The organism is Pseudovibrio sp. Alg231-02, assembly GCF_900143565.1.
Lineage (GTDB): Bacteria > Pseudomonadota > Alphaproteobacteria > Rhizobiales > Stappiaceae > Pseudovibrio.
Window position 1 is genome coordinate 154,273 of record NZ_FREX01000001.1, and the last position, 23,882, is coordinate 178,154.

19 protein-coding genes are annotated in these 23,882 nt (G+C 53.0%); 3 read left to right on the plus strand and 16 right to left on the minus strand.

Annotated features, from left to right (window positions below):
- Position 1: 1 nt before the first annotated feature.
- The 16 genes from DHN43_RS00530 to DHN43_RS00605 all read right to left on the minus strand — a co-directional run bounded on the left by DHN43_RS00530 (position 2) and on the right by DHN43_RS00605 (position 19,394).
- A complete protein-coding gene (locus tag DHN43_RS00530; protein ID WP_108817390.1) occupies positions 2-997 on the minus strand; it encodes a LacI family DNA-binding transcriptional regulator in 996 nt (331 codons plus the stop codon).
- A 69-nt stretch (positions 998-1,066) separates the two neighbouring features.
- Positions 1,067-1,948, minus strand: a complete 882-nt coding sequence (gene rbsB, locus DHN43_RS00535) for a ribose ABC transporter substrate-binding protein RbsB (RefSeq protein WP_108817391.1) — start codon at positions 1,946-1,948, stop codon at positions 1,067-1,069.
- Positions 1,949-1,977: 29 nt separating this feature from the next.
- Positions 1,978-2,922, minus strand: coding sequence for a ribose ABC transporter permease (gene rbsC / locus DHN43_RS00540; RefSeq protein WP_057465239.1), 945 nt, complete (start codon positions 2,920-2,922; stop codon positions 1,978-1,980).
- Positions 2,923-2,927: 5 nt separating this feature from the next.
- On the minus strand, positions 2,928-4,421 hold the full coding sequence (locus tag DHN43_RS00545) for a sugar ABC transporter ATP-binding protein (protein WP_108817392.1): 1,494 nt from the start codon (positions 4,419-4,421) through the stop codon (positions 2,928-2,930).
- 41 nt (positions 4,422-4,462) lie between these two features.
- Positions 4,463-4,882, minus strand: coding sequence for a D-ribose pyranase (rbsD, locus tag DHN43_RS00550; protein WP_108817393.1), 420 nt, complete (start codon positions 4,880-4,882; stop codon positions 4,463-4,465).
- Between the two features lie 378 nt (positions 4,883-5,260).
- The gene (gene kduI, locus DHN43_RS00555; RefSeq protein WP_108817394.1) at positions 5,261-6,097 is read right to left on the minus strand and encodes a 5-dehydro-4-deoxy-D-glucuronate isomerase; all 837 of its coding nucleotides are present in this window, start codon (positions 6,095-6,097) and stop codon (positions 5,261-5,263) included.
- Between the two features lie 91 nt (positions 6,098-6,188).
- Positions 6,189-6,947: a 2-dehydro-3-deoxy-D-gluconate 5-dehydrogenase KduD gene (kduD, locus tag DHN43_RS00560; RefSeq protein WP_108817395.1), complete on the minus strand. Its 759-nt coding sequence runs from the start codon at positions 6,945-6,947 to the stop codon at positions 6,189-6,191.
- A gap of 10 nt (positions 6,948-6,957) precedes the next feature.
- Positions 6,958-8,343: a glycoside hydrolase family 28 protein gene (locus DHN43_RS00565; protein ID WP_108817396.1), complete on the minus strand. Its 1,386-nt coding sequence runs from the start codon at positions 8,341-8,343 to the stop codon at positions 6,958-6,960.
- Positions 8,333-9,424 (minus strand): beta-galactosidase BglB, encoded by a 1,092-nt coding sequence (bglB, locus tag DHN43_RS00570; RefSeq protein WP_108817397.1) that lies wholly within the window; start codon positions 9,422-9,424, stop codon positions 8,333-8,335. The genes DHN43_RS00565 and bglB overlap by 11 nt, the downstream gene beginning before the upstream one ends.
- Positions 9,417-11,930 carry a hypothetical protein gene (locus tag DHN43_RS00575; RefSeq protein WP_108817398.1) on the minus strand — a complete coding sequence of 838 codons (2,514 nt, stop codon included), beginning with the start codon at positions 11,928-11,930 and terminating at the stop codon, positions 9,417-9,419. Before DHN43_RS00575 ends, bglB begins: the two co-directional genes overlap by 8 nt.
- 39 nt (positions 11,931-11,969) lie before the next feature.
- Positions 11,970-13,205 (minus strand): HAD family hydrolase, encoded by a 1,236-nt coding sequence (locus DHN43_RS00580; RefSeq protein ID WP_108817399.1) that lies wholly within the window; start codon positions 13,203-13,205, stop codon positions 11,970-11,972.
- Complete coding sequence (locus tag DHN43_RS00585; RefSeq protein WP_108817400.1) at positions 13,195-14,235, minus strand: ABC transporter ATP-binding protein; 1,041 nt, start codon at positions 14,233-14,235, stop codon at positions 13,195-13,197. The genes DHN43_RS00580 and DHN43_RS00585 overlap by 11 nt, the downstream gene beginning before the upstream one ends.
- A 12-nt stretch (positions 14,236-14,247) precedes the next feature.
- A complete protein-coding gene (locus DHN43_RS00590) occupies positions 14,248-15,246 on the minus strand; it encodes an ABC transporter ATP-binding protein (RefSeq protein WP_108817401.1) in 999 nt (332 codons plus the stop codon).
- 12 nt (positions 15,247-15,258) lie between these two features.
- The gene (locus DHN43_RS00595; RefSeq protein WP_063288545.1) at positions 15,259-16,401 is read right to left on the minus strand and encodes an ABC transporter permease; all 1,143 of its coding nucleotides are present in this window, start codon (positions 16,399-16,401) and stop codon (positions 15,259-15,261) included.
- 7 nt (positions 16,402-16,408) lie between these two features.
- Complete coding sequence (locus DHN43_RS00600) at positions 16,409-17,395, minus strand: ABC transporter permease (RefSeq protein WP_063288544.1); 987 nt, start codon at positions 17,393-17,395, stop codon at positions 16,409-16,411.
- Between the two features lie 97 nt (positions 17,396-17,492).
- Complete coding sequence (locus tag DHN43_RS00605; RefSeq protein WP_108817402.1) at positions 17,493-19,394, minus strand: ABC transporter substrate-binding protein; 1,902 nt, start codon at positions 19,392-19,394, stop codon at positions 17,493-17,495.
- Between the two features lie 458 nt (positions 19,395-19,852).
- Between DHN43_RS00605 and DHN43_RS00610 the strand changes: the two genes are divergently transcribed.
- The 3 genes from DHN43_RS00610 to DHN43_RS00620 all read left to right on the plus strand — a co-directional run bounded on the left by DHN43_RS00610 (position 19,853) and on the right by DHN43_RS00620 (position 23,865).
- The gene (locus tag DHN43_RS00610) at positions 19,853-20,902 is read left to right on the plus strand and encodes a LacI family DNA-binding transcriptional regulator (RefSeq protein WP_208994779.1); all 1,050 of its coding nucleotides are present in this window, start codon (positions 19,853-19,855) and stop codon (positions 20,900-20,902) included.
- A gap of 373 nt (positions 20,903-21,275) precedes the next feature.
- Positions 21,276-22,661 (plus strand): cytochrome P450, encoded by a 1,386-nt coding sequence (locus tag DHN43_RS00615; RefSeq protein ID WP_057465251.1) that lies wholly within the window; start codon positions 21,276-21,278, stop codon positions 22,659-22,661.
- Positions 22,662-22,689: 28 nt separating this feature from the next.
- On the plus strand, positions 22,690-23,865 hold the full coding sequence (locus DHN43_RS00620) for a hypothetical protein (RefSeq protein ID WP_108817404.1): 1,176 nt from the start codon (positions 22,690-22,692) through the stop codon (positions 23,863-23,865).
- The last annotated feature ends 17 nt before the right edge of the window (positions 23,866-23,882 follow it).

Here is a 23,882-nt window from a genome sequence, read left to right on the forward strand (position 1 = left end):
CCTAGTTAACAACAGAGCTGCGGACGATCAGTTCAGGCACCAATTGGATAACTGGCGGCATCTCTGTCTTTTCTTCCAGATGATTGATCAGCGCTTCTGCAGCGCTCAACCCAAGCTCGAAGCTGGGCTGTTTGATGGTTGTGAGCGCTGGCGCCATGTAGGAGGCGTACTCGACATCATCATAGCCGATGACGGAGATATCCTCTGGAATGCGCAGGCCACGTTCGTGAATGGCGCGGTACGCCCCCATTGCCATCAAATCGTTAAAGGCAAAAATGGCTTCGGGCTGGCTATCGGCGTCCAATATCTGCTTCATGCCCTCATACCCGCTGGATGCGGTGAGAAGGCCTGCGGCTTGCCACTTGCTTTCTACCGGCAACCCGGCAGCGTTCATGGCATTTTCAAAACCTATGTAGCGTTCAATAGAACGGGGATGATCTTCCGGCCCCATAAGACAGCCGATTTTGGTCAGGCCGCGCTTGATCAGGTGTTCTGTAGCCAATCTGCCGCCCAGTACGGAGTCATCCTGCAAAGTGCAGGCGTTTGGGTGCGGGGCGGAATCCAGAATGGCTTTGGGCAGTTTGCCGAGCTTGCTGATTTGCTTGTACAGCGCCGGGTCTGTCTTGGTGGTCATCACCATGAGGGCATCAATGCGGCGCTGAAGCAAGGTGTTGAGGTTTGCCAGCTGCCTGTCGGACTGATGACCTGAATTGCACAGGATAAGACTGAAATTGTGTTGGTAGCACCCCTCTTCGACACCGCGCACAACGTCAGCAAAGAAAGGGTTGGAGCTGCTTGAAACCAGCATACCGATGATGTTGGTGCGCTTTACCTTGAGCGCGCGCGCCATCATGCTTGGCTGGAAGCCGAGAGCCTGAATAACTTCCTCGACTTTTTGTTTGGTCAGGGGTGCAACATAGCGCGTCTCATTGATCACGTGAGACACTGTAGATGCGGATACCCCCGCAGCTTGTGCAACATCCTTGATACTGACCATTTCCGCTCCGGTTTTAAGGGTCGGGTCTGGCGCTTACGCCAAACCCGATCTTATTCAGATTACTTGCACTTACTTGGTAACAAGCTTCAGCGCAACTGGGGTATACGCATCAACTTTTTCACCTTTGAGGACTTTGTCCGCAGTGTCGACGCCGATGGAACCAATCATGCCAGCTTGCTGCGCAACAGTTGCCAGCATTGTACCTTCTTCAACAGCTTTTACGCCGTCGTCGGTGCCGTCAAAGCCAACAACGAGGATGTCGCGGTTGGCCGCTTCAATTGCCTTGATTGCGCCCAGAGCCATTTCATCGTTGTGCGCAAATACTGCATTGATTTCTGGCTGTGCCTGCAGGATGTTTTCCATCACGTTCAGGCCTTTGGTGCGGTCGAAGTCTGCTGGCTGAACTGCAACCAGTACAATACCGGAGGCGCCGTGCATTGCTTTTTTGAAGCCTGTGCCGCGATCACGTGCAGCAGATGTTCCTGGAACACCTTCCAGCTCAACAATCTTACCGCTGCCGCGCAGGGTTTCAACGATTAGCTCACCAGCCATTTCGCCGCCAAGGATGTTGTCAGATGCCACGTGGGATTCAACTTTGCCGCGTGCTGCACCACGGTCCAGAGTGACCACTGGTACGTTTTTGCGGTTTGCAGCGCGGATGGAGCTGGAAACAGCGTCAGAGTCAGTTGGGTTGATGAGCAGGATCGAAACGTTCTTGCTCAGCACATCTTCCACGTTTGCCAGTTCTTTTGCAGGATCGTTCTGGCTGTCGAGAACAACAATCTTATAGCCAAGCTCATTTGCGCGTGCTTCAGCACCTTCTTTCAAGGTCACAAAGAACGGGTTGTTCAGGGTGGACACGACCAGAGCCAGTGTGTCCTGTGCCATTGATACTGCTGTGGAGCCGAGAAGAAGAGCAGCACCTGCTGCCAAACTTACTAGTTTTTTCATAGAAACCTCCCGAGGTTCAGTTTGATTGCTCACGCGTTTGATTTGCCACGGCTGTCGACGACAACCGCCAGAAGGATAACCGCACCTTTCGCGATCATCTGGTAGTAGGATGAAACATCCATAATATTCAGTGCGTTATTCAATACACCGATAATGAGGGCACCGATGATGGTGCCAAAGATCCGCCCCTTACCGCCAGCAAGGCTTGTGCCGCCGAGAACCACAGCTGCGATTGCATCGAGCTCGTATCCCAGACCAGCAGTCGGCTGAGCAGATTCAAGGCGAGCTGTCAGGATGATGCCTGCCAGTGCGGCGAGCGCTCCGCTGAGGGCGTAGACAAGAATTTTGACTTTTTTGACATTGATACCGGACAGACGGGCCACGTTTTCATTGCCGCCAATGGCGTAAACGTAACGACCGAAACGGGTCTGGCTGAGAACGAACCAGCAGAGCGCGAAGATGACCACCATCAGGATCACCGGGTTCGGAATGCCAAGAATGTAGCCGCCGCCGAACTGGTAGAAGCTTTCAGCCACATCAAAGTAACCCGTAGAGATTGGGCGGCCTTGCGTATAAACCAGCGTCGCGCCGCGGATCATGGTCATGCCAACCAGTGTTGCGATGAACGGCTGAACGTTGAAGTAGCTGATAATTACGCCACTTGTTGCACCAAGGCCCGCGCCAACCATAATGGTGGCGATCAGTGCAATGATGAGCGGCGTATCCATGCCAATGAGACTTGCGCAGATGGCACCAGCGAAGGCCAGAATAGAGCCAACCGCCAGATCGATGCCCGCTGTCAGGATCACAAAGGTCATGCCCATGGCGATGACTGCGTTGATCGAGGTCTGACGCAGGATGTTGAGCATGTTGTCGATGCCAAGGAAGTTGGCATTGGCGAAGGACACTGCGGCCATCAGGATGATCAGGCCAATCAGAGACTTATTTTCACTGATAAAGTCGTTGAGCTTCATCTGTTTTACCCGTTCGTTTGGCCAGCAACGGCGCAGCGCATAATGTTTTCTTGAGTGGCTTCGGCTCGTGAGAACGATCCGGTCAACTTGCCGCTGGACAAGACGTGGATGCGATCAGAGATACCCAGAAGCTCTGGCATGTCGGAGGAGATCAGCAGGATGCAAAGACCCTCTGCCTTCAGCTTGTTGATGAGCGTGTAGATTTCGCGTTTTGCGCCTACATCCACGCCGCGCGTGGGCTCATCAAGAATGAGGACCTTTGGTTCCGGCACCAATGACTTGGCGATGGAAACCTTTTGCTGGTTACCACCTGACAGATTGGAGATGATGGTGTTTGCATCTCTGGTCTTGATGGCGAACGCTTCGATGTACTCGCTGATGGTGACTGCTTCAGAGGCTTTGTTGACGAACCCGAGCACATTGCAGAACCGGCCCAGCCCTGTGAGGGACATGTTGGTGCTCAACTCCTGTGACTGGACGAGACCTTCCTGCTTGCGGTCTTCAGTGACGTAGCCAATCTGCGCCTTGACACCATCCTGTGGTGATTTAAGGCGGATTTCTTTGCCGTCGATCTTGACTGTGCCACTGTCGATTGGGTTTGCGCCAAAGATTGCCTTGGCAAGCTCTGTGCGCCCTGCTCCAACAAGGCCTGCGAACCCGACAACTTCACCAGCGTTGGCTGTGAAGGAGATCTCTTTTGCGCCGTGCGCCGTCAGTTTCTCAACCTCGATGCGCACATCACCCGGAGCGGCTGGAACGAAAGGATATTGATCGGAAAGTTCCCGGCCCACCATATGGCGGATCAGATCGTCCTCAGTAATCTCGGAGACTGGCCCCTGATGAATCATCTCACCATCGCGCAGGATGGCGATGTCATCACACATCTGGAAGATTTCACCCAAACGGTGTGAGATGAACACGAGACCTTTGCCTTGCGCCCGCAGCTCGTCCACGACTTCAAACAGGATTGCTGTCTCAATATCGGTGAGCGCGTCGGTTGGCTCATCCATGATGATCACTTCAGCGTTCAGCGAGAGCGCTTTGGCGATCTCGACCATTTGCTGCTGTGCAATGGAGAGCTTGCCCAGTGGCGTTTTAGGATCGATATCCTGTTTCAACTGAGCGAGGTATTTTTTGCTTTCCCGCTCGATCACATCCCACTGGATTTTGCCCAGTTTGGTGGGTTCCCGGCCCAGATAGATGTTCTCGGCAACGGACAGTTCAGGCAGCAGGTTAAGCTCTTGGTGAATAATGCCAATTCCGGCATCCATGGACTGACGTGCCGTGGTGAATTTGACCTCATTGCCCTTGTAGATCACCGTGCCTGCATCGCGCTGATAGATGCCCGATATAATTTTCATCAGGGTTGATTTACCGGCTCCGTTTTCACCGGCCAGCGCCACAACGCGCCCAGCCCGGATCGTCAGATCAACGGATTTGAGCACGTTGATCCCGGAGAAGGATTTTTCAATTCCCTGAAGTTCAAGAAGGGTTGTCACTGGGTGTCCTCTCCCAAAGCCCGAATTATCTCAGATTTCCCTCAGAACGTTACGCCTGAATAAAAAATCACATTGGCGTAGGGCGTGCATTCTCCCGTGCGCACCACCGCCCGGCATTTACCAGTTAATGCCTTGAATTCCTCATGAGAGACAGTTGTGGTCTCTACGCTGTTGCCCTGACACTTTGCGATTTCGGCAATGAGTGAACGCAGGCGCAAGTGATAAGCTGGCTGGTGTTCAATCAGCTCTTCAGCAATGACAACCCGCTCTACCTGCATCTCAGCTGTGATCGCGCTTGCCGTTTCCAGCATGCCCGGCAGGCCTTTTGTAATTGCAAGGTCGATGCGTTCAACATCCTTGGAAATTGGGAGCCCGGCATCTCCTACACACAAGCCATCCCCATGGCCCATGTGAGAGATTATGGTAGAGACCGGAGCGTTTAAAAGTACGCCCTTCTTCATTGCAGCTGTTCCTCCGCGTTGTCTCGATTGAAGAGACGTTAGCAGGCGCGCATGGGTTACGCAACCGTTTGCGCAAACGTTTGCGCGAGTCAACTTCTGGAATCTTTCCAGTTCAATTCAGGCATACTGAAAGACCGTCATCTTTTCTCTGCGGCGCTGAATCGCAAAAATATCAGAGGTTATATGGATTTATTGCGGATGCACTCTGGCCCTTTGGAACGGGCTGACAGAAGGCACCTGCCCCACAACTGAGACAATTTGCACCTATTTTTTCCTAATTAGATCTTGGGGATATTAAACCCGAGGTCCTGCAGCCAAGCAAAAAGCCCCGCTCCTTTTCAGAGCGAGGCTTGTGTCATATCGAAGAGCAGTGGTTGTTTACTTCAAATCAGGAACCGCGATGTGGTCCATGTCGGTGAACTCCTGATTTTCGCCAGTCATGCCCCAAATGAAGGTGTAGGACTGGGTGCCAACACCGCTATGGATGGACCAGCTTGGGGAGATTACTGCCTGCTCGTTGTGAACGAACAAGTGGCGGGTTTCCTGCGGTTCACCCATCATATGCACCACAGCGGCATCGTCCTTCATATTGAAGTAGAAATACACTTCCATACGACGATCATGGGTGTGAGCTGGCATGGTGTTCCAGATGGACCCCTGATGCAGCTTGGTCATGCCCATGAGCAGCTGACAGGTTGGCAGCACATCTGGCACAAAGTACTTGTTGATGGTGCGCTCATTACAGTTTTCAGCATCGCCCAGAGTAACCGGAGAGGCTTCTGCCAGTGTCACTTTCTTGTTTGGGTAGGTTCTATGTGCTGGGGCACAGTTGTAATAGAGCTTGGCCGGGTTCTGTTTGTCTGCACTTTTGAAGGACACATCCTTTGCACCCATGCCAACGTAGAGCGCCTCTTCCTGCGCAACTTTGTAGGCTTCACCATCGACAGTGATGACAGCCGGACCACCCACATTGATGAAACCGATCTCACGGCGTTCAAGGAAATAAGAAACACCCAGCTTCTTACCATAGTCAGCTTCCAGAACGACTTCTGTGTCCACCGGCATCACACCGCCAACGATGATGCGGTCTACGTGGCTGTAGGTCATCGTTATTTCATCATTAGCGAAGACGCTTTCAATGAGGAACTCGCGGCGCAGACCTTCGGTGTCCAGTGTTTTGGCGTGCTCGCTGTGAATTGCTTGTCTGACTTCCATGGTGATCTCCTAAAATTCGGCAATTGAGCGCAGGTCTCCAGTCGCTCAATTTTTCAACTGCGCGTTATCTGCTTTTGGTTTTGTGTTTCAGTTAGCGGGCGAGCCAGCCGCCATCGACAGCGATGGTGAAGCCATTGACATACGAGGCTGCCTCAGAGGCGAGGAAGACGCATGGTCCCGCAACATCTGTCGGTTCGCCCCAGCGTTCTGCCGGGATGCGCTCAAGGATCGCTTGATTTCTGTCTGGATCAGCCCGCAAGGCGGTGGTGTTGTTGGTCGCCATGTAACCCGGCGCGATTGCGTTGACGTTGATGCCGTGCTTTGCCCACTCGTTTGCCAGCGCGCGGGTCAAGCCCAGAACGGCGCTTTTGGAGGCGGTGTAAGACGGGACACGAATGCCGCCCTGATAGGACAGCATGGACGCCACGTTGATGATTTTGCCACCGTGCCCTTGCTTAACAAACTGCTTTGCGACCAACTGAGAGAGGAAGAAGAGCGAGCGGATGTTGAGGTTCATCACCGCATCCCAGTCATCCTCGGAAAAATCCAGAGCCTCCTCGCGGCGGATAATGCCCGCGTTATTGACGAGAATATCGACTTTACCTGTGGCAGCAATCGCCTCTTCGACGATGCCCGGCAGAGCTTCCTTGCTGCTCAGGTCTGCACGCAGATCGAAGAACTTTCGACCGGTTTCAGCAATCAGGCCTACGGTCTCTTTTGGCTCAACCAAGTTGACGCCGACCACATCACAACCTGCTTTTGCCAGCCCTACAGCCATGGCCTGACCGAGGCCTGTATCACAACCGGTGACGATTGCGGTTTTTCCATTCAAATCAAACTGATTCAGCATATGTTTTTTCCTAAACAGCACTTTGAGAACTTGCAGGTTTGCTGAAGCAAACGTTGGTGACGTGGCCGAGTTCGGTCTCTTCCACTGCCCAGCCTTTCGGCAATGGTGCGGGTCTGTGGATCACAACATCATTGCAACGGACGTTGTTGGCATGATCCAGCCAGAGCCCCGGCAATCCGTTGGGATATGGCTCAAGTCCAAGGATTTCTCCTGCTTCGTTCTTGACCCATGCATTGCGACGCCCCTGCTCCGGGTTATCAAGCAGGTTCACATCATGCGGGCTTGGTCGCAGATCCAGATAGTAGGCATCCGAGAACTTGCCCGGCTCCAGTGAGAGCTGAACATTGCTGAGGGAGACATTCTCGATCTTCTGGGTTTCGTGCCCCACAATGTTGATTGCCCCTTGCGCCCGGCCCGTGATGCCATCAGCAGATACATCGCGCACATAGCCAGGGACATCACCTGCCACACGTGGCAAGGCGTTGATGGTGATGGCCTCTCCACTGCCCCAGAACCCGTCCGGCGTTTGCTCACACTGGACTGTACAGTTGGAGAACCGAATGCGTTCGATATCACCGCCATCCCGCGAGAAGATGCCAAAGGCACGATTGGATTCTGTGATGGTGCACGTGGTGAACAGCACGTCGCGCACATCCTGATAGGTTTCCGTGCCGATCTTCAGAGCGCAAGACTTTGAGGAGAGGATGGAGTTGCTGACGATGATCCGCTCTGCCGGCCCATTGAGGCTTTCATCTTCCTTGCGGCAGGTTTTCACGCAGACGGCATCATCTGCTGCGCGGATCACGCAGTTAAAGATGGTCGCGTCTGTGCAGCTGTCGAAGTTGATGCCATCGGTGTTTGGCATGCGCATATCATTAAGAATACTCAGGCCCTCTGCCTTCACCTGATGGCAGGCGATCAGGTGAATGGTCCACATGGGCGCTTCGACAATGGAAATGCCAGTCAGACTGATGTCTTTGCAGTTTTCGAAGACGACGATACGCGGGCGTAGCATTTTGGGCCAGAACGTCCCTTCGAAGAGACCTTCACGACCGCACCATTTTGCACTGTGGCCATGAATGGTGCCGCTACCGGAAATGGAGATGCCTTGCTGATCGCGCGCTGTGATGAAGGCGCGATCAGAATCCTCTGCGATGACAGAGACTTGGCCTGCTTCATAGTCTGCATAGTTGGTGGAGCAGGAAAGTTCACAACCGTTTGGCAGGTGCAAGTCAACAAAAGACTTGAGTTTCAGCGCTTTTGAGACCCACTGCCCTCTTGGCAGCACGACCTGACCACCGCCAGCTGCGTGAACTGCATCAATTGCTTGCTGGACGGCCTGCGTTATGTCTTTTTCGCCGTCTGTGACAGTGACATGGTGTGTATTAAGCGACATCTTGCAATAATTCCTCAGCGGCAAGAAGTTCAATCAAAAGAAGGCTTGCCAGTGCCTGCCCGTATGGTGTGGGAGTGTTCGGAATGTTCCGATAGAACTCAAAATCATGCCCCATGGCCGTGCCATCGGAGACTTCCTGCACGATCCCAGCTGCATCAATTCGTTGTAGAACCGCAGCGGCGGCCTTGAGTGCGGGTTGCAAATAGCTTTCCGGCAGGATGCCTGTTCTCACGCCCCGCAGCAGACCGTAAGCAAAGCCTGCGGTGGCGGAAGTTTCTGGTGGAGAGTCTGGCTGATCCAACAGAGTTGGCCACATGCCATCTTCCAACTGGAGAGGAAGCAAGGCTTCCACCTGACGGCGGTAGAGCGCTTTAATCTGGCGAGCTGCCGGACCATAGCGTTCACCGACCAGCTCAAACAGTTCCGGCACGGCTATCGTGATCCACGCATTGCCGCGGGCCCAGAAAGCTTGCGCGTAGTTGTGGTTCCCCAGGAAGGTCCAGCCATGATACCAAAGGCCGCTCACCGGATCTGACAGGTACCGGCCATGGACAAGGAACTGGTAGTAGGCTTCTTCCACCCAATCCGGGCGGTTCAGCCAATCGCCAGCCACCCCCATGAACAGGCCTGCCATGAACAGCGTATCATCCCAGAGCTGACCGTCATTCTCGCGTTCCTTGACCAGATGCTGGAAGCCGTCATCAACGGTTTTGGGCATATCGTTGATCAACCACTCAGCCCAATCGGTCACGATCTGCTTCCAGCGCTGGTTGTTGGTTTCACGAGCCAACAAAGCAAGGCAGAGCATGGGTGCTGTTGAGTTGATCTGGCGCGGTGGCAAACCGCGGGCGATCTGCATGTCATACCAGTTGGCGAGGTTGCGCTTCATGCGCTCATCGCCGGTCTTGCAAGCCTGCTTGTAAAAGCCGTAGAGACCTACACCGACTTCCCAGTCCCATTCATCAAAGTGAATGGAGCCGTCATTGTCGAGTTCTGACGGGATATCGTTGATGCCCTTCAGACTGCGGAAGCCATCTGCTGTCAGAGCCAGAGCGTCTTCAAGCCTGGATGTCTCAAACATGAGCTGCCTCCTGAGTTAAGCTGGACTGATCAAGCCGTTTCAGACCGATGCGTGGAACCGGGCTGAGGTTTTCGAAGACACTTTGCTTGCCGTTGACGCGCAACTCGCCTTCCCAATTGAGCGAGAGGTTGCCCTGCCCCTTGATTGCAGCGCTCAGGGACAAGGGTTCTGCATTCCAGCTGATGTTGCTGGCGAGCAGACGTGCCTTGAACTCTGCGAAGGTTTCGGTTTGAGCTGAACCTGTTACGCTCACCCATGCATTGCGGCGCCCTGAACTGCGGAACTCAACACCGGCAAAGCAGCCGGTTTGCAGTGGCTCCATGCCATTTGCAGTGTAGAAGGCGGTGAAACCATCTTTGACACGAGCAAAGAGCCAGTTGCCAGTGAGCTCATGCTCATCGCAGATGTGCAGAGGTGCATAGAGGTGGGTGAAGTCAGCCTCGTTTTCGGCGGCATTGAAAATCATCAGACCCGCCGGGCCCGTTTGATCCGCACGCGGGAGCGTTCCGTTGCCGGACCAGTAAGAAGGCCGACCACTGCCCCAAACCTGGGTTTCACCTGGATGGTTGATCCAGAACCGAGCGTATGGATTGCCTGCAAGCATGACATCCTGCACATGCTGCTGGTGGCCGTGTTGCCCGGTTTTGTGGTCTACGACGGTGGAAAGCTGTGCATCCGCAGTTTTGTAAAGCTTCAGTTTGCCTGCATGTTCATGACCCTGCGTATAGCTGGTTTCCAGTGCACGTCCTTCAGGTACCGACGCATATGTGCTGGTTTCTTCCGGCGGTGCGTAGTCGCTGAGCGCAACCAGCGTTGAGGCGAAGTTGCCGGAGGACACAAACCCGTTGCCCCATGCAAAATGGCAAAGTGTTGCCAGTTCACTTGCCGGGCCTGCGAAGATATCCTTGTCGTAACACCGCCCCATAGTACCCGCAGGAAGGCCGGACTGGGTGTGCAGGGCCATCATCTGGAAGATGGAGTCCATGAGCGCTTTGGAGCGATCACGGATGTCAGCATCCGGTGCCAGATGATACAGCGCTGTCAGGCCGATAAAATCAATCGGGTAGTATGGGATGGAGTTCCACTCTGCCAGTCCGTCCCGTTCCACGGTTTCAAACCACTTCAACAGCCGCTCATAGCCAACCTGCTTTTGGTGTTGACCTTGTCTGCCAGAACAGAGGAAGAGATCTTCCGGGAACATGGTTCCAGCAAGGTACTGCGAGGCGTGGAAGCAGAGCGTGTGGTTTTCACTCCAGAACCACATGGCATCGTTGCCCGGTTCATCGAACCAGTAGCGGAAGCCGAGAATTGTAGAGCGGACACGGCGCCAGGTTTGCTCTGAGAACTTTGTCCATGCGTGATCTTTCCAGATCCAGAGTAGCGGTAGGAACGCAAAGTCGGCGCAATCTTCGCGGCGGGAAATCTTGCTCAGCGCTTCAAGAAGCAGCTTCTCGGCTGTGTCCAGATCAATGCCCACATGTAGCTTTGCCAAAGCATGCGAGAGATGGCTTTCGCCTGTTTGAGCGCTGGATGTTAAAAGCTCATTGCGGCGCTCTTCCAGTGTTGAGCCAGTGCCCTTTTCCAGATCCTTCAGGCAGACAACGCCCACTTCCCGTGCAACACCAAGGCCTTGGGTGAATAAGGTGACCCGCACGAGGTTGGTAGCCGGAGCCAGATCATCGACGCTTGGACCGACCAGACGATTTGCGCCTTTGGGCAAGGTATAGGTGCCCTTGCTGCCCGCCAGTGTTGGCTTCAGCAATGGCAGAATTTCAACTTGGACCTGAGCGTCTTCTGGCAAGGAGCCTTCAAACTGCAGCTCCACATGCCCTTCAGAGTAATAGAGCTTGTCTGGTTGGACGCTGGAGATAAACGCTTCAGCTACCCTCAAGGCCTTTGCATCGTATGTGGTACTGAGGCCGACTTGTAGATCAGCGTCAGTTTCCTCTGAGCCCTCATAGAGGAGCTCGAGAGAATAAACCGTGTCGCGCTCGGCAATGTCTTCCAGATGCACGATGATTTCATTCGCACCTTCAGACAAAGCAAGCGTTTCAAGGCTTTCCTGCGGCTTATTACGAACCAGAGGCTCGAATGCAAACCCGAGCTCACCGTTCACCCAGATGCGAACACCACCGGCTGTGCGGACGCAGAACTGGTAGTTCCCTGTAGCTGGTGCGTTCACCACACAGCGCAAAACGCGTTGCAGATGGGTTGGACAGAACCAGAAGCCACTGAAGTCCAACACAGACTGTGACGACTGGATACGAGATTCAGTCAGTTCAACATCATGCGGACACGGAACATCCCTGCCCTTCATGTCATTCCAGAAGGCAATGCGGCATGGGAGGTCGCCGACATCGGTAAAACCGTTGATGTAGGTGTAGTTCACCTTGTCGGGCAGAGTATCTGCCTCGCCAGCAAAGGATGTCTCCGTCAGCCCAGAGACCTCCCAATAGCTTAAGGGCTCACCCTTTTTGATCTGCCAGGGGAATTGTGTTTTTGGCACAAAACCACTCCTTGTAAATGGGGTATCTTTTATAGGACTTCAGGTAAGCGTAAGCTCGATTTGCTCGATACAACTGACCAGCTCGTGAAGCGAAGCGATGATCCGAGTAGGCTCTTCACTGGCGTCTTGCGGGACCACATTTCTGCGCTGCGTCCACTTATGGAAGATGCTCTTGTGACCTGCTTCGTTCGCACCTTTGATGTCACGTTCGAGGTTGTTGCCAACCATGACGATACTGCCTGCATCTGCTTCGCTCAGGCCGAGTGAAGACATGGCGCACTCAAACATTCTGTAATCTGGCTTCAGAACACCCACATCACCTGAAATGGTGTGGCTTTCGAAATGGCCCCACAGGTCGTGCTGACCCAGAATGTTCTCAAAGGTTGCGCGTGGGCCGTCAGCCACGAGAGCAAGGCGGTAGCCGCGGGCAGCCAGCGTGTTCAGCGCTTCTCGGGCATGTGGCAGGAGCTCAGCACCGTAGGCAACATCACTGCCTTCCCTTTTGATTTCAGTGCCTTCATCGATGAGCGTGTCACCACAATCCAGAAAGATGGCTTTGAAATGCGGGAGGGTTTTGCGCAGATCATTGATGAGGTGCTTCACACGCTCAGGGATCCAGCTTTCCGCACGAGCCCATGGCACCAGATCGCCTTCAGCACAATCCCAGCGCAGAGTTTCGCCGTAGGATGGTTCCATCACCAAACGCTGCATTTGCAGGCGTGCGAGGCGGTGTTCATATGGAGTGACCTCACCAAACTCTTGCGAGAATGGATTCCCCATATGAACACCATGTAACCCCGCCCCCAACGAGCACTCGTAACGGGTGTGAGCTTCGCGTTCCTTCATGGCATCACGGGATGCAAAGTGGGCGTGTTTGCCTGGTTCTGCCCAAAGCGTGACGCGGCCATTTTCAATTGGCAGCGCATCACCGTTCTTCATTTCAACGCGCTTGCCGTGCTGAGATGCTTCAACGGCGACAACTTGATCGTCTGCACCCAGATGAACCCAGATGTGTTCCAGATCGTAAAGATGCTGAATATCATAGTCCCAGAAGATCGCGTATTCGATGACACGGTCAGCTTTGGGTGCAATCTCGAACTTGCTACTTGGAGACTTGCCTGGCTCATAAAAGACCGTGAACCCAATAGCGGTCGGGCGCCATGGTTCTGATCTGTCCAGTCGCAGCACTGGCGCAAATTTACGCGCAAGGTTGAGTTCGTCGGTTTCCTGAAGACCCTGCCTCAAGGCAATGAGGCTTCCGTTTTTATTGGTCATAGTTGGCCCCTTGTAGCTTCAGGTCAGCAGAGTGATGGCAGCGGACGAACCGACCACCTGCTGTTTCAGTCAATTCCGGATTGGACATGTGGCAAAGCTCAGATGCATGCGGACACCGGCTGGCAAACGCACAGCCCACAGGCAGGTTCGCCGGATCGGCTACCTCCCCTTTCACGAGGCCACGTTTCTTGGCACGGGCTCGCTTAGGGTCCGGGATTGGGATAGCGGCCAGCAGTGCTTCTGAGTATGGATGCAGCGGCTGTTCAAAGAAGCTGGCTGTGTCTGCTACCTCCACCAAGCGTCCAGCATACATCACGCCGATACGATCACTGATGTGTTCCACCATGCTCAGATCATGGGTGATGAAGAGATAGGTCAGCCCCATCTGCTCTTGCAAGTCCTGAAGCAGGTTGATGGTCTGCGCGGCGATGGACACATCCAGTGCTGATACGGATTCATCAGCTGCGATGAAGGTCGGGTTCAGTGCCAAGGCGCGGGCAATGCCGATGCGCTGGCGCTGACCACCACTGAATGCGTGCGGATAGCGGCTCATGTTCTCAGGGCGCAGGCCCACTTTGCTCAACAGATCTGCAACGCGGTCTTCCAGTTCGCTCTTGTTGGTGACGCCGATGTTGACGAGCGGTTCGCTGACCAATTGCAGCAGTGTCATACGTGGGTTGAGCGATGCATAAGGATCCTGAAAGATCATTTGCATGTGCTGGCGCAACTTACGCATTTCAGCTTCGGACTTGTGCGTCAGGTCATGCCAGACACCATCTGGATCTTTGAAGCGAATTTTCCCGCCGGTCGGTTCATAAGCTCGCAGCAAAGCACGTGCGGTGGTGGATTTACCGGAACCACTTTCACCCACAATGCCCAGAGTTTCGCCTTTTCTGATGTAAAAAGACACGTCATCTACGGCTTTGACTGCACCCTGCTCTCTGCCCAGGAATCCCTTTTTAATCGGGAAGTGCATCTGTAGTTTTTCAACGCTGATCAGCGCATCATCAGGTACATGAATGTTTGTCATGGGAGTTCGCCCTTATGCCTGATGGAGATGGCAGCGCGCCATCTGGTCGTTTTCAAAATACGTCAGCTCAGGGATCTGGCTGGTGCATTTGCCTGCCATCTTTTCAGCGCAGCGCGTATGGAACACGCAGCCTGTTGGCAGGTTGAACGGATCAGGCACCATGCCTTCGATTGTTTGCAGACGGCGACGCTTTTGCCCATCCAGACGCGGGATGGATTGCAGCAATGCACGGGTGTACGGGTGCTTTGGATTGTAGAAAATGTCGTCCACGGCAGCCGTTTCCACCGCATTGCCCAGATACATAACCGAGACACGATCTGCGATTTCTGCTACCACACCGAAGTTATGGGTGATGAAGATCACCGCCATATTCAACTCATCCTGCAAGGACATGATGAGATCGAGGATCTGCGCTTCTGTGGTCACATCCAGCGCGGTTGTCGGCTCATCAGCCAGCAACAGGCTTGGGTTACAGGAAAGCGCCATGGCGATCATGGCACGCTGTCGCATGCCGCCAGAGAGCTGATGTGGGTACTTTTTGAGCATTTCCATAGGCTTTGGCATTTGCACCATAGCCAGCAGATCTGCTGCCCGTTCTACCTGCGCCTTTTTGGAAAGGTCCGTATGCAGGCTTAGCGTGGTCATGATCTGTTTGCCGATGGAATGCACCGGGCTGAGAGCTGTCATAGGCTCCTGAAAAATCATACCTACGTGGCCGCCACGCAGTTCACGCATCTTCCGGCTTTCTCGCTTTTCAGCAAGGATATCGACAACTTCGCCATCGCTCTTGCGGAACTTTACAGAACCATTGGTGACTGTTGCGTTGCGGGGCAGCAGGTTCATGATGGAGCGGGCACTCAGGGACTTTCCGCTGCCGCTTTCGCCTACGATGCCAAGCACTTCACCTGGTTTGACGGAAAAGTTGACGCCATTAACGGCATTAACGGTTCCCTCACGCATCTCAAAGCAAATGTTGAGATCTGTGATTTCGAGAATGGTTTCATCCTGCATGATCCGTTCTCCTTATTTCTGATAGGGATCGGCAGCATCACGCAAGCCATCGCCGAGGAAGTTGAAAGCAAGGATTGTCACAACAATCGCTACGCCAGGAATGAGGAGCCACGGAGCCAGAGCGATTGAGCGCAGGTTCTGAGCATCCTGTAGCAGCACACCCCAACTGATGACCGGAGGACGCAGACCCAGACCAAGGAAGCTGAGTGCTGTCTCACCGAGGATCATCTCCGGGATTGCCAATGAGATTGCTGCGATCACATAGGACGTCATGGATGGCAGCATGTGACGGGTCACGATGCGGGTTTTGGAGGCACCAGACAGACGAGCTGCCAGCACGAAATCCTGATTGCGGATGGTCATGAAGTGACCGCGCACCACACGGGCAAGGTTGGTCCAGCCGATCAATGCCAGAATGACCGTGATGAGCAAATAAACGAGGATCGGATCCCAATTCACCGGAAGAGCAGCTGCCAAACCAAGCCAGAGCGGGATGGTTGGAATGGACCGAACCAGTTCGGCCATACGCTGGATGACGGTATCAATTGTTCCGCCGATGAGACCTGCCAGACTGCCGAGTGTAATGCCGATCACGAAAGAGAAGAACACGCCGATCAAACCAACAGAGAGTGTGACACGAGCGCCGTAGACCAGACGAGAGAACAGGTCACGACCGAGTTTGTCTGTCCCCAGGATGTAAATCCGGTTGCGACGACCTTCGACGCCGAACAAGCGCAGTTTGGTTGGGACGAGACCCCAGAACTTGTATTTGTCACCTTCGACAAAGAACCGAATGCGATTGATCTTGCTGGTATCTTCCTCAAAAGACAGACGCGCGGTTTCTGGGTCACGCTGACGTTTCAGGCCATAAACGAATGGGCCCTGAAATGTTCCATCTTCACTAAACAGGTGGATGGACTGCGGCGGAACGAACGGGTGAAGCCTGTTGTGCTTGAATGGATCATACGGCGCCAGAAAGCCAGCGAATGCGGCAACCAGATAAAGCAGGATGATCACGCCCAGAGACCAGAGGGCCAGTTTATGTTTTTTGAAGCGCCACCACATCAGGGTCAGTGGCTTGGCAGTGTAGGAGGAGTTTTCCTTCACCTCGACTGCAGGTTCAACAGCAGTATCACTTAGAGTTTGCTCTGACATAGTGCCCTCACGAATGACGAATGCGTGGATCGGTCAGCACCAGCAGAATGTCTGAAAGCAACGTGCCGATGATGGTGAAGACGCTCAGTATGAGAATGAAGCCACCAGCCAGATACATGTCCTGGTTCTGCAAGGAGCGCAGAAGCAGTGGGCCGGTTGTCGGGAGGTTCAGCACCACTGCTGTGATGACATCGCCAGAAATGAGTGCAGGCAATGCCCAACCTACGGTGGAGATGAACGGGTTGAGAGCAACGCGCACCGGGTAGCGCCAGACGACCTGTCGTTCGCTTAAGCCTTGTGCATAGGCGGTCTCAACATACGGTTTGCCCAGCTCTTCCAGCATATTGGCGCGCATGATGCGCAACAGGCCAGCTGCACCACCCGTGGAGAGTACGAGAACGGGTACCCAAAGGTGGGAGAGAAGGTCACCGAATTTAGCAAAGGACCACGGTGCATTTTCGTAGGCTGGCGAGAACAGACCGCCAACGTGGAAGTTGAAGTAGAGGAAGCCCATCCACATCAGCACCAAGGCGAGTAGGAAGTCTGGAATACCACGTCCGAGGAAGCCAAGAACGGTGAACAGATGGTCGAGGAACGAATACTGGCGAGTTGCAGAATATACGCCAATTGGAATAGCGATCGCCCATGTCATCAACAATGAGAGCATGGAGATCAGCAGCGTGAGACCGATACGATCCCAGATCAGCTCAGATACCGGGAGTTTCCAGTCGAGAGACAGCCCGAAGTCACCATGAAGCAGGATTCCGCCGATCCATGTGAGGAACTGCTCGTACATTGGACGGTCCAAACCAAACTCATGACGAATGTGAGCAGCTGTTTCCGCATCAATAACTTCACCAGTTTCTACCAGTTCTGCAATGTATGCTGTTACATAATCACCCGGTGGAAGCTGAATGATAACGAATGTGGCAATCGTGATAACGATCAATGTCGGGATCGACCACAGTAGGCGATGCGCAATATAACCTGCCATATCCCTTTTCCGTTTTATTGTACTTGTAAGGACGCATTGAAGTTGTGAACTGGCGGCGGCATCGGGATCCCCGCCACCAGTTCAACCGCAAGGCAGGTTAATCTTGGGAGAAATAGAGCTGCTGCGGATATGCGAGGCCAACGCCGCGTAAAGCGTCGTCGTGGACGAACCCCGCAGGGAAGTTTTTCAGGCTGTTTTTGCGCACGTAGATTGCAGGCGTTTCACCAACGAGCCCCACATGCCAGCCGTATTGTTTGTGCAAGGTCACCATCTGCTGCGCATAGACATTTGCTTCTTCAAGGCTATGTGCTGTTTGGGCGCTTTCCCATGCTTTCCAGACTTCTCTGATCGGATGATCTTTCGGCGGCTCTTCACCGGCCTTACCGTTGGTGCTCCACCAGTTGAAGTAGCTCTGTGCAAAGCCATAGCGACCAAGGAACCGAAGCGGGTCAGCTGTAATGACGGAGGAACGATCAAACGTGTCGAGGACCATATCGAAGTCCGCCGTATCAACGTGCTGCTGGTAGAGCGTGCGATCGATAATACGCACCAGAACTTCAATGCCAACATCCTGCCAGTAGGTACGGACCACTTCGAGCAGTTCGCCCTGGATATCCCAACGGGTTTCCAACACGAGGCTGAGACGACGACCATCAGACATCAGACGATAGCCATCCCCGTCTTTCTCGGTCAGGCCGATCGCATCCAGAAGCTCTGCGGCTTTGTCCGGGTCATACTCTGTCCAACGCGCTTCAGCTTCCTCGTCGTAGAATGGAGAACCGGAGATCGGCGAAGCCTGACGCGCCTCACCTAAACCGGAGAACGCCAGTTCGTTGATCGTTTCGCGGTCAACTGAGATGTTTAGTGCTTCGCGGAAGCGGATGTCTTCGAACAGAGCCTGCTTGACCTCATCTTTGGAGTTGAGGTTCGGAATGATCGACCATGTCAGCGCCTTGGTCCATTTTTCAATGGTGTAGTCGCCCTTGGCCTCGTTTTCCTTCAGCAATGTGAAGTCAGCCACGTTGATGTGGCGGTTTTGGAGGTCAATCTCGCCCTGAATCGCCATGAAGTTGATGGCTTGCGGGTCCTGGAACAGGCGGTGCTCAATCTGGTCGATGTAAGGAAGCTGGTTTCCTTCTGCATCCACGCCGTAGTAATAAGGATTTCGCTCCATCACCACGGTATCGGATGGCGGAGGTGTCTTCACGCGCCATGCGGTGAGAACGGGCATATTCGGGTTGAACCACCACGCCTGAATCTGGCCTTTGGAGTCCCAGAGATCTGTCCATTTCTTAGCGCCATACTTGGCAATGGCTGCCTCCAGCTTGGCAGAATCAGCGTAGGCTGGGTGATAGTCTTTGAGGTAGTGGAAGGGCTCGATGAAGCCAGGGCGATCCAGACCCGGACGGCCTGTGCTTTCTTTGGCCAGAACGGTCAGGAACAGCGGGTATGGCTTCTCAAAGGAAACAGTGAAGGTGTAATCATCAGCAAAAGACAGCTTCATTGGCACACCGTTGGAGGTGTACAGCGCCTTGATGGAGGGCATCAGATCTTCGTTGAGGAAGACGTCTTCATACCAGAACCGCACATCGCGGGTGGTGACGGGTGCGCCGTCGGACCAGCGCAGACCTTCGCGGATTGTGAAGGTGAACTCACGAGCGTCCTCACTTGCAGAGTATTCGCCGATCCAGCCTGGAACCAGAGACAGGTTCTTGTCGCCGTCCATGTAGGTTTCAACCACACGCTCTTCCATGAGCTTGGTTGGCCCCCAACGGTCACTTGGGCCTTTGAACGCACGCTTCAGGACACCACCATAGGTGCCGATACTGTCGTAAACAGGAATAACGCGCGGATTTTTCGGCAGACGCTCTTCAACCGGTGGCAATTGACCGGCTTCAACCAACTGCTTGAGCATGGGCGCCTCGTTATAGGCCCAGCCATTGGCGGCCAGAAACGGCAGCGTCAAAGCAGCAATCGACGTGAGTGTAACGCTCTTCATCAAATTCTCCCCCAACACGTTTTGCCAGATCCTCCCCGCCAAAACGCATTACTTCTATTAATGCAACAAGCCCACCCCACTGCACCTGGCAGCCCGAATATGACCTTGTTGACAATCGGTTACCTGGCAAAGATGACAGGAGCACCGTTTGACAACAAGGCGCCTTTATGAAAACTTTTTCATGATTGGTTCTTCAACTTACTTGAAGGTCATCACTCAATCTGGCTCATTTGCCACCAAAAGTTGAGCAATGCAGACTTTCTTAAATTTATTCATCACCTTAGATCATAATCACGAATGCGACTGCGAAGTTGTCTGAGTATCAAATGCGTATTGGATAAGTAATATTCATCAATCAGTTCCTTTCAGTGATACACAGCAGCACGCACGTAGGCGTTGCACATGAAAAGATTTTCATTCAATAATTGCCTGTCCTATTGATGAATGGTGGAAGTCGCGTGGCAACGGGTATCAAGCAGATCGCAAAGCTTGCGAACGTCTCAATCAGCACTGTTTCCCACGTTTTGAACGCTTCCGCTCCCATCGGCAGTGAAGTGCAGGAACGTGTGTTAGGCATCGCGCGTGAGACCGGTTACCTCGCCAAGCGGAGACGTAAGGCTTCTATCTCCCTGCTCTCTACAGTGCTGCTGGTTGGCACCAAGAAAGCCTTCCCTAAGTCTGATCGCAACTTTGTGGCCTGGACTATGCTGAACGCCTTCAGGAAAGAATGCCAAAGCCGTGGTATTCGCCTCATTCCTCAGATCGAGGAAGAAAATGAAATCAATCCGGACAATATTGTAGAGGCCGTTGCAAAACACCGCCCTCAAGGCATCGCAGTCATGCAGGATGACAGGCAATGTCTCATCGATATGCTTTACAAACTGCCGTCTGCCTCCGTTATTCTGAGTGGGCAGGATCAGTCGATGAGAGTGGATACAGTTGCTCCCAGCAACCGTTTTGGGGCAAAGCTGGCGACTGATCACCTGCTGGAGCTGGGCCATAAAAAGATTGCCCTGCTCACCTGGGGCAATCGGCGGGTTGCGAAGCAACGGACTGAAGGGTTTCTGGATGCCTTCAGACAAGCTGGGCTCGACGTTCCTGTCTCCGACATTATCGATGTTGGCGACTATCAGCAGGATGTGGTGGAGACCAACTTCAGCAAATGGCTGAGTGAACACAATGGTCCCTCCCCGTACTCCGCGTTCTTTTGCTCAGCAGACAACGTTGCGCTTGGTGCGATGAAAGCCCTACAGACCCACGGCTACTCCGTCCCCAACGATGTTTCAGTTATGGGCTTTGACAATGCACTGTTTGGCGAACTGTCCAGCCCATCTCTTTCTACCATCCATGTTCCCATGGAAGAGATCGGTCATGTCGCGCTGAATCTGTTGGAAGAAGCTTTAACCCTGCCTGATGGCGAGCGCAGTGCGCGCCGCGTGGAGCTTGGGTGCCGCTTGATCCTGCGCAACAGTACGGGCGTTCCAAACTCGTCTTTTTCCAAGTCATAACACACCAACACCTTCCCTTAGGGGACCTCTTTTAGATTCAAGTAAGGTTAGAAGACGTTTTCTGCAGCCATCTTTTGGTGGGTTTGCCTTGCTTTCTATTGTCATCACATCAGCCCTAAAGCCCTATAGCGCTTACTTTTACCGCTGTGTCTGATGAGCCCAAAACCATTGGTTACTCAGAGTGTTTTCTCTTGATTAGCAATCAAACAAAATTTGCGGCGTCCCGAAAGCAAATCTCTAAGAGGGCTGTTCTATATTCCCGCAAAGCACTATTGCGCATGGGTTCTCACCTACTTCTCCTATCGGCTTGCGCTGATGATGTTGGGAAATGTGCGGAAGTATTCCAATTTCCGCCGCAACATGAATGTAGATAATGGAAAACAAGATTTCATTATATCGTCCGCCAGCACCCTATCCGGGAGAAGCCGCAGAAGGCTGGAGAAACTTCAGTAATTATTTGAGCTCTGACCCTCTTGGTGTCATCCCAAAGGAGCTGTACGAGTGCGCGATTTTTCAGTTTGACGATGATGACCCGCGTAAATTCCTCGTAAATGAGCCCAAGTTGCTGTCCCGAGTCCTGGAAGAGCAACAAGCGATTTTCCCAAAAGGCGGCGGAATTGCAGAGCTGTTGAAGCCGATCCTGCATAATGGTCTGGTTTCTGCAGAAGGTGTTGACTGGCAAGACCAGCATGAAATGGTTGCGCCTATTTTTTCCAACACCAGTGTCCGCATCTCGTTTGGCTATCTGCAAGAAGCACTCAGCTCCTTTGTTGAGCGTTTTCAGCAACACGCTGAGACTGGTCAAACCGTCAAACTGGCTGAAGAGATCAACTTTCTGGTTGCCGATGTTAATTTCCGCTGTGTGTTCTCAAAGCCCATTGAGATTCAGCTGGAGCATCAATGTTTCGACTCCATAATGAAATATGAGGAGGAAGTTGCTGGGACAGCGTTGGATCTGAAGCGCTTTACCGGTCGATCACAGCCGGTGTTTACGGAAGCTGCCTTGAAGACCGCAGAAGACGTGCGTGCTGTCATTTCGCAGATCATTGACGAGCACATGCATAACAAGCCTCCAAACTCTCAAAACTTCTTTCAAGTGTTTCAGGATGCCCGTGTTCCATCGACCGGCAAGCGTTTCACGAAATCACAACTTGTTGACCAGGTCGCGAGCATTTTCCTCTCCAGCCACGAAACAACATCTGCAGCGCTGTGTTGGTCTGTCTATATTCTTGCGCAATGCCCAGAGATTGTTGAGCGCATCCGAACAGAAGTGCAGCTGGTGACAGCTTGTGGCCGTATCTCTTATGAGCATCTGCCCCGTCTGCGTTTTACGCGTGACGTCTTTAAAGAGGTCCTGCGTCTTTATCCACCCGTGCTTTATCTTTCCCGCGTTGCCCGTGAAGACACGACACTTGGGGACACTCTAATCCCTAAGGAATCCATGGTAATCATCAGTCCATGGGTTGTTCATCGCCACCGTTCATTCTGGGAAAATCCAGATATGTTCGATCCTGATCGATTTTCACGCGGAGAAGCGAAAGCAACACTTGGGAGCTATTTCCCCTTTGGTTTGGGCCCGAGAATGTGTACGGGCGCCAGCTACGTCACCTTCCTTGGAATTAAAGTGATCGCGCGATTGTGTACCATGTTTGATTTTGAAACACTCAACACTGATGACGTGCGCCCAGACAGTACTCTTTATTTAAAACCGTCGAGACCTGTTTTATGTAAAGTACATAAAAGGAAGTTTAGTAAGTAGTCGGAAGATCAAACGTCGAGGTTACCCAATGGACCCCAAAGAACTACAACAGCTAAAAGCAGGCATTCAGAAGGCACGTAAGCAAGAAGTCAACTTTGCGTATTCGCCAAATAAGAATCCAAAGGAAGACGACGCTTTGATGATTCACCCGCGGAAAAAGCCAAAGATGCTTTTGGTCGCGGTGAAGAAAGAGACCCAGAACCCCAAGAGCATGTGTGGGGTTGTGACCATTAAAAGTAAGGAAATGACCATCGAATGCGTTGGTAAGCCACCTACCCAAGGGCTTATCAAAATGATGCGTAAGTTCCTAATCAGCCAAAAGCTGAACTTCAAGATCCATGTAAAAGATGAAGAGGGCAACACCGTTCACTCTGATCACGCAGAGGAAGAAGGTGCAGAGACTCCAGATCATATGCTGGATACGTTCTCTCATGAGACTGATGAAGTTTCAGACACCGGCAGTGATGAAGCTTTTACTGATGAAGAACTGGCTGCCAGTGGCGAAAGTCTGGAAGACACTGAAGACGACGAGGACACATCTGCTGAAGATGCCGCAGCAGCTGCCGCGGAAGACGCAGCACAAGAAGAAATACTGCGTGACAAGCTGACGTCGATCCTGGCTGCACTCACCCATAAAGTTGAGAAAGCTCTCGGCAAGGATGAGGAATATGACGGCAAGCTGAGGCAGCAACTTGCAGCGGTTGAAGCCTCCGTCAATGCGCTGGACGATCCCGGTACGCAATCAGGTGTGAAAGCGATGCTTGCTCTGTTGGCGCAGGCTCCAACGCCAGAGAAGGTCGACCAGAAAGAGGTCTTTGCCGCGATCAAAGAGTTTCAGGTTCAGCGTGCAAATGTTGAAACAGAAATTGGCAGTCTCCTTGACAAGCTAAAGGCACATTCAGACCCACGGATGCGGCTCATTCAGGCTAAGGGCCCCTCTCAAGCATTGACCGGTGCAGCCAGTGTCCTGCAAGGGAATCTGGATGCGGTGCTCGGTGATCTGAAAGACTGGGGCACAGCTGATCCAAAGCAGAAAGTTGCTGTTGCGAAAAAGCTCTCTGCAAGTATCACAACGCTCAACAAGCATATGGCCTCAGATACACTGATCAACTTGCTCGAGAAAAATCCACTCGGTGTATCAGTTTCAATCAAAAAGCCGATTGAAGCTGCGCTGAAAGATATCGAACAGAAGATTTCTATCTGATCTAAACGCCCCATGCT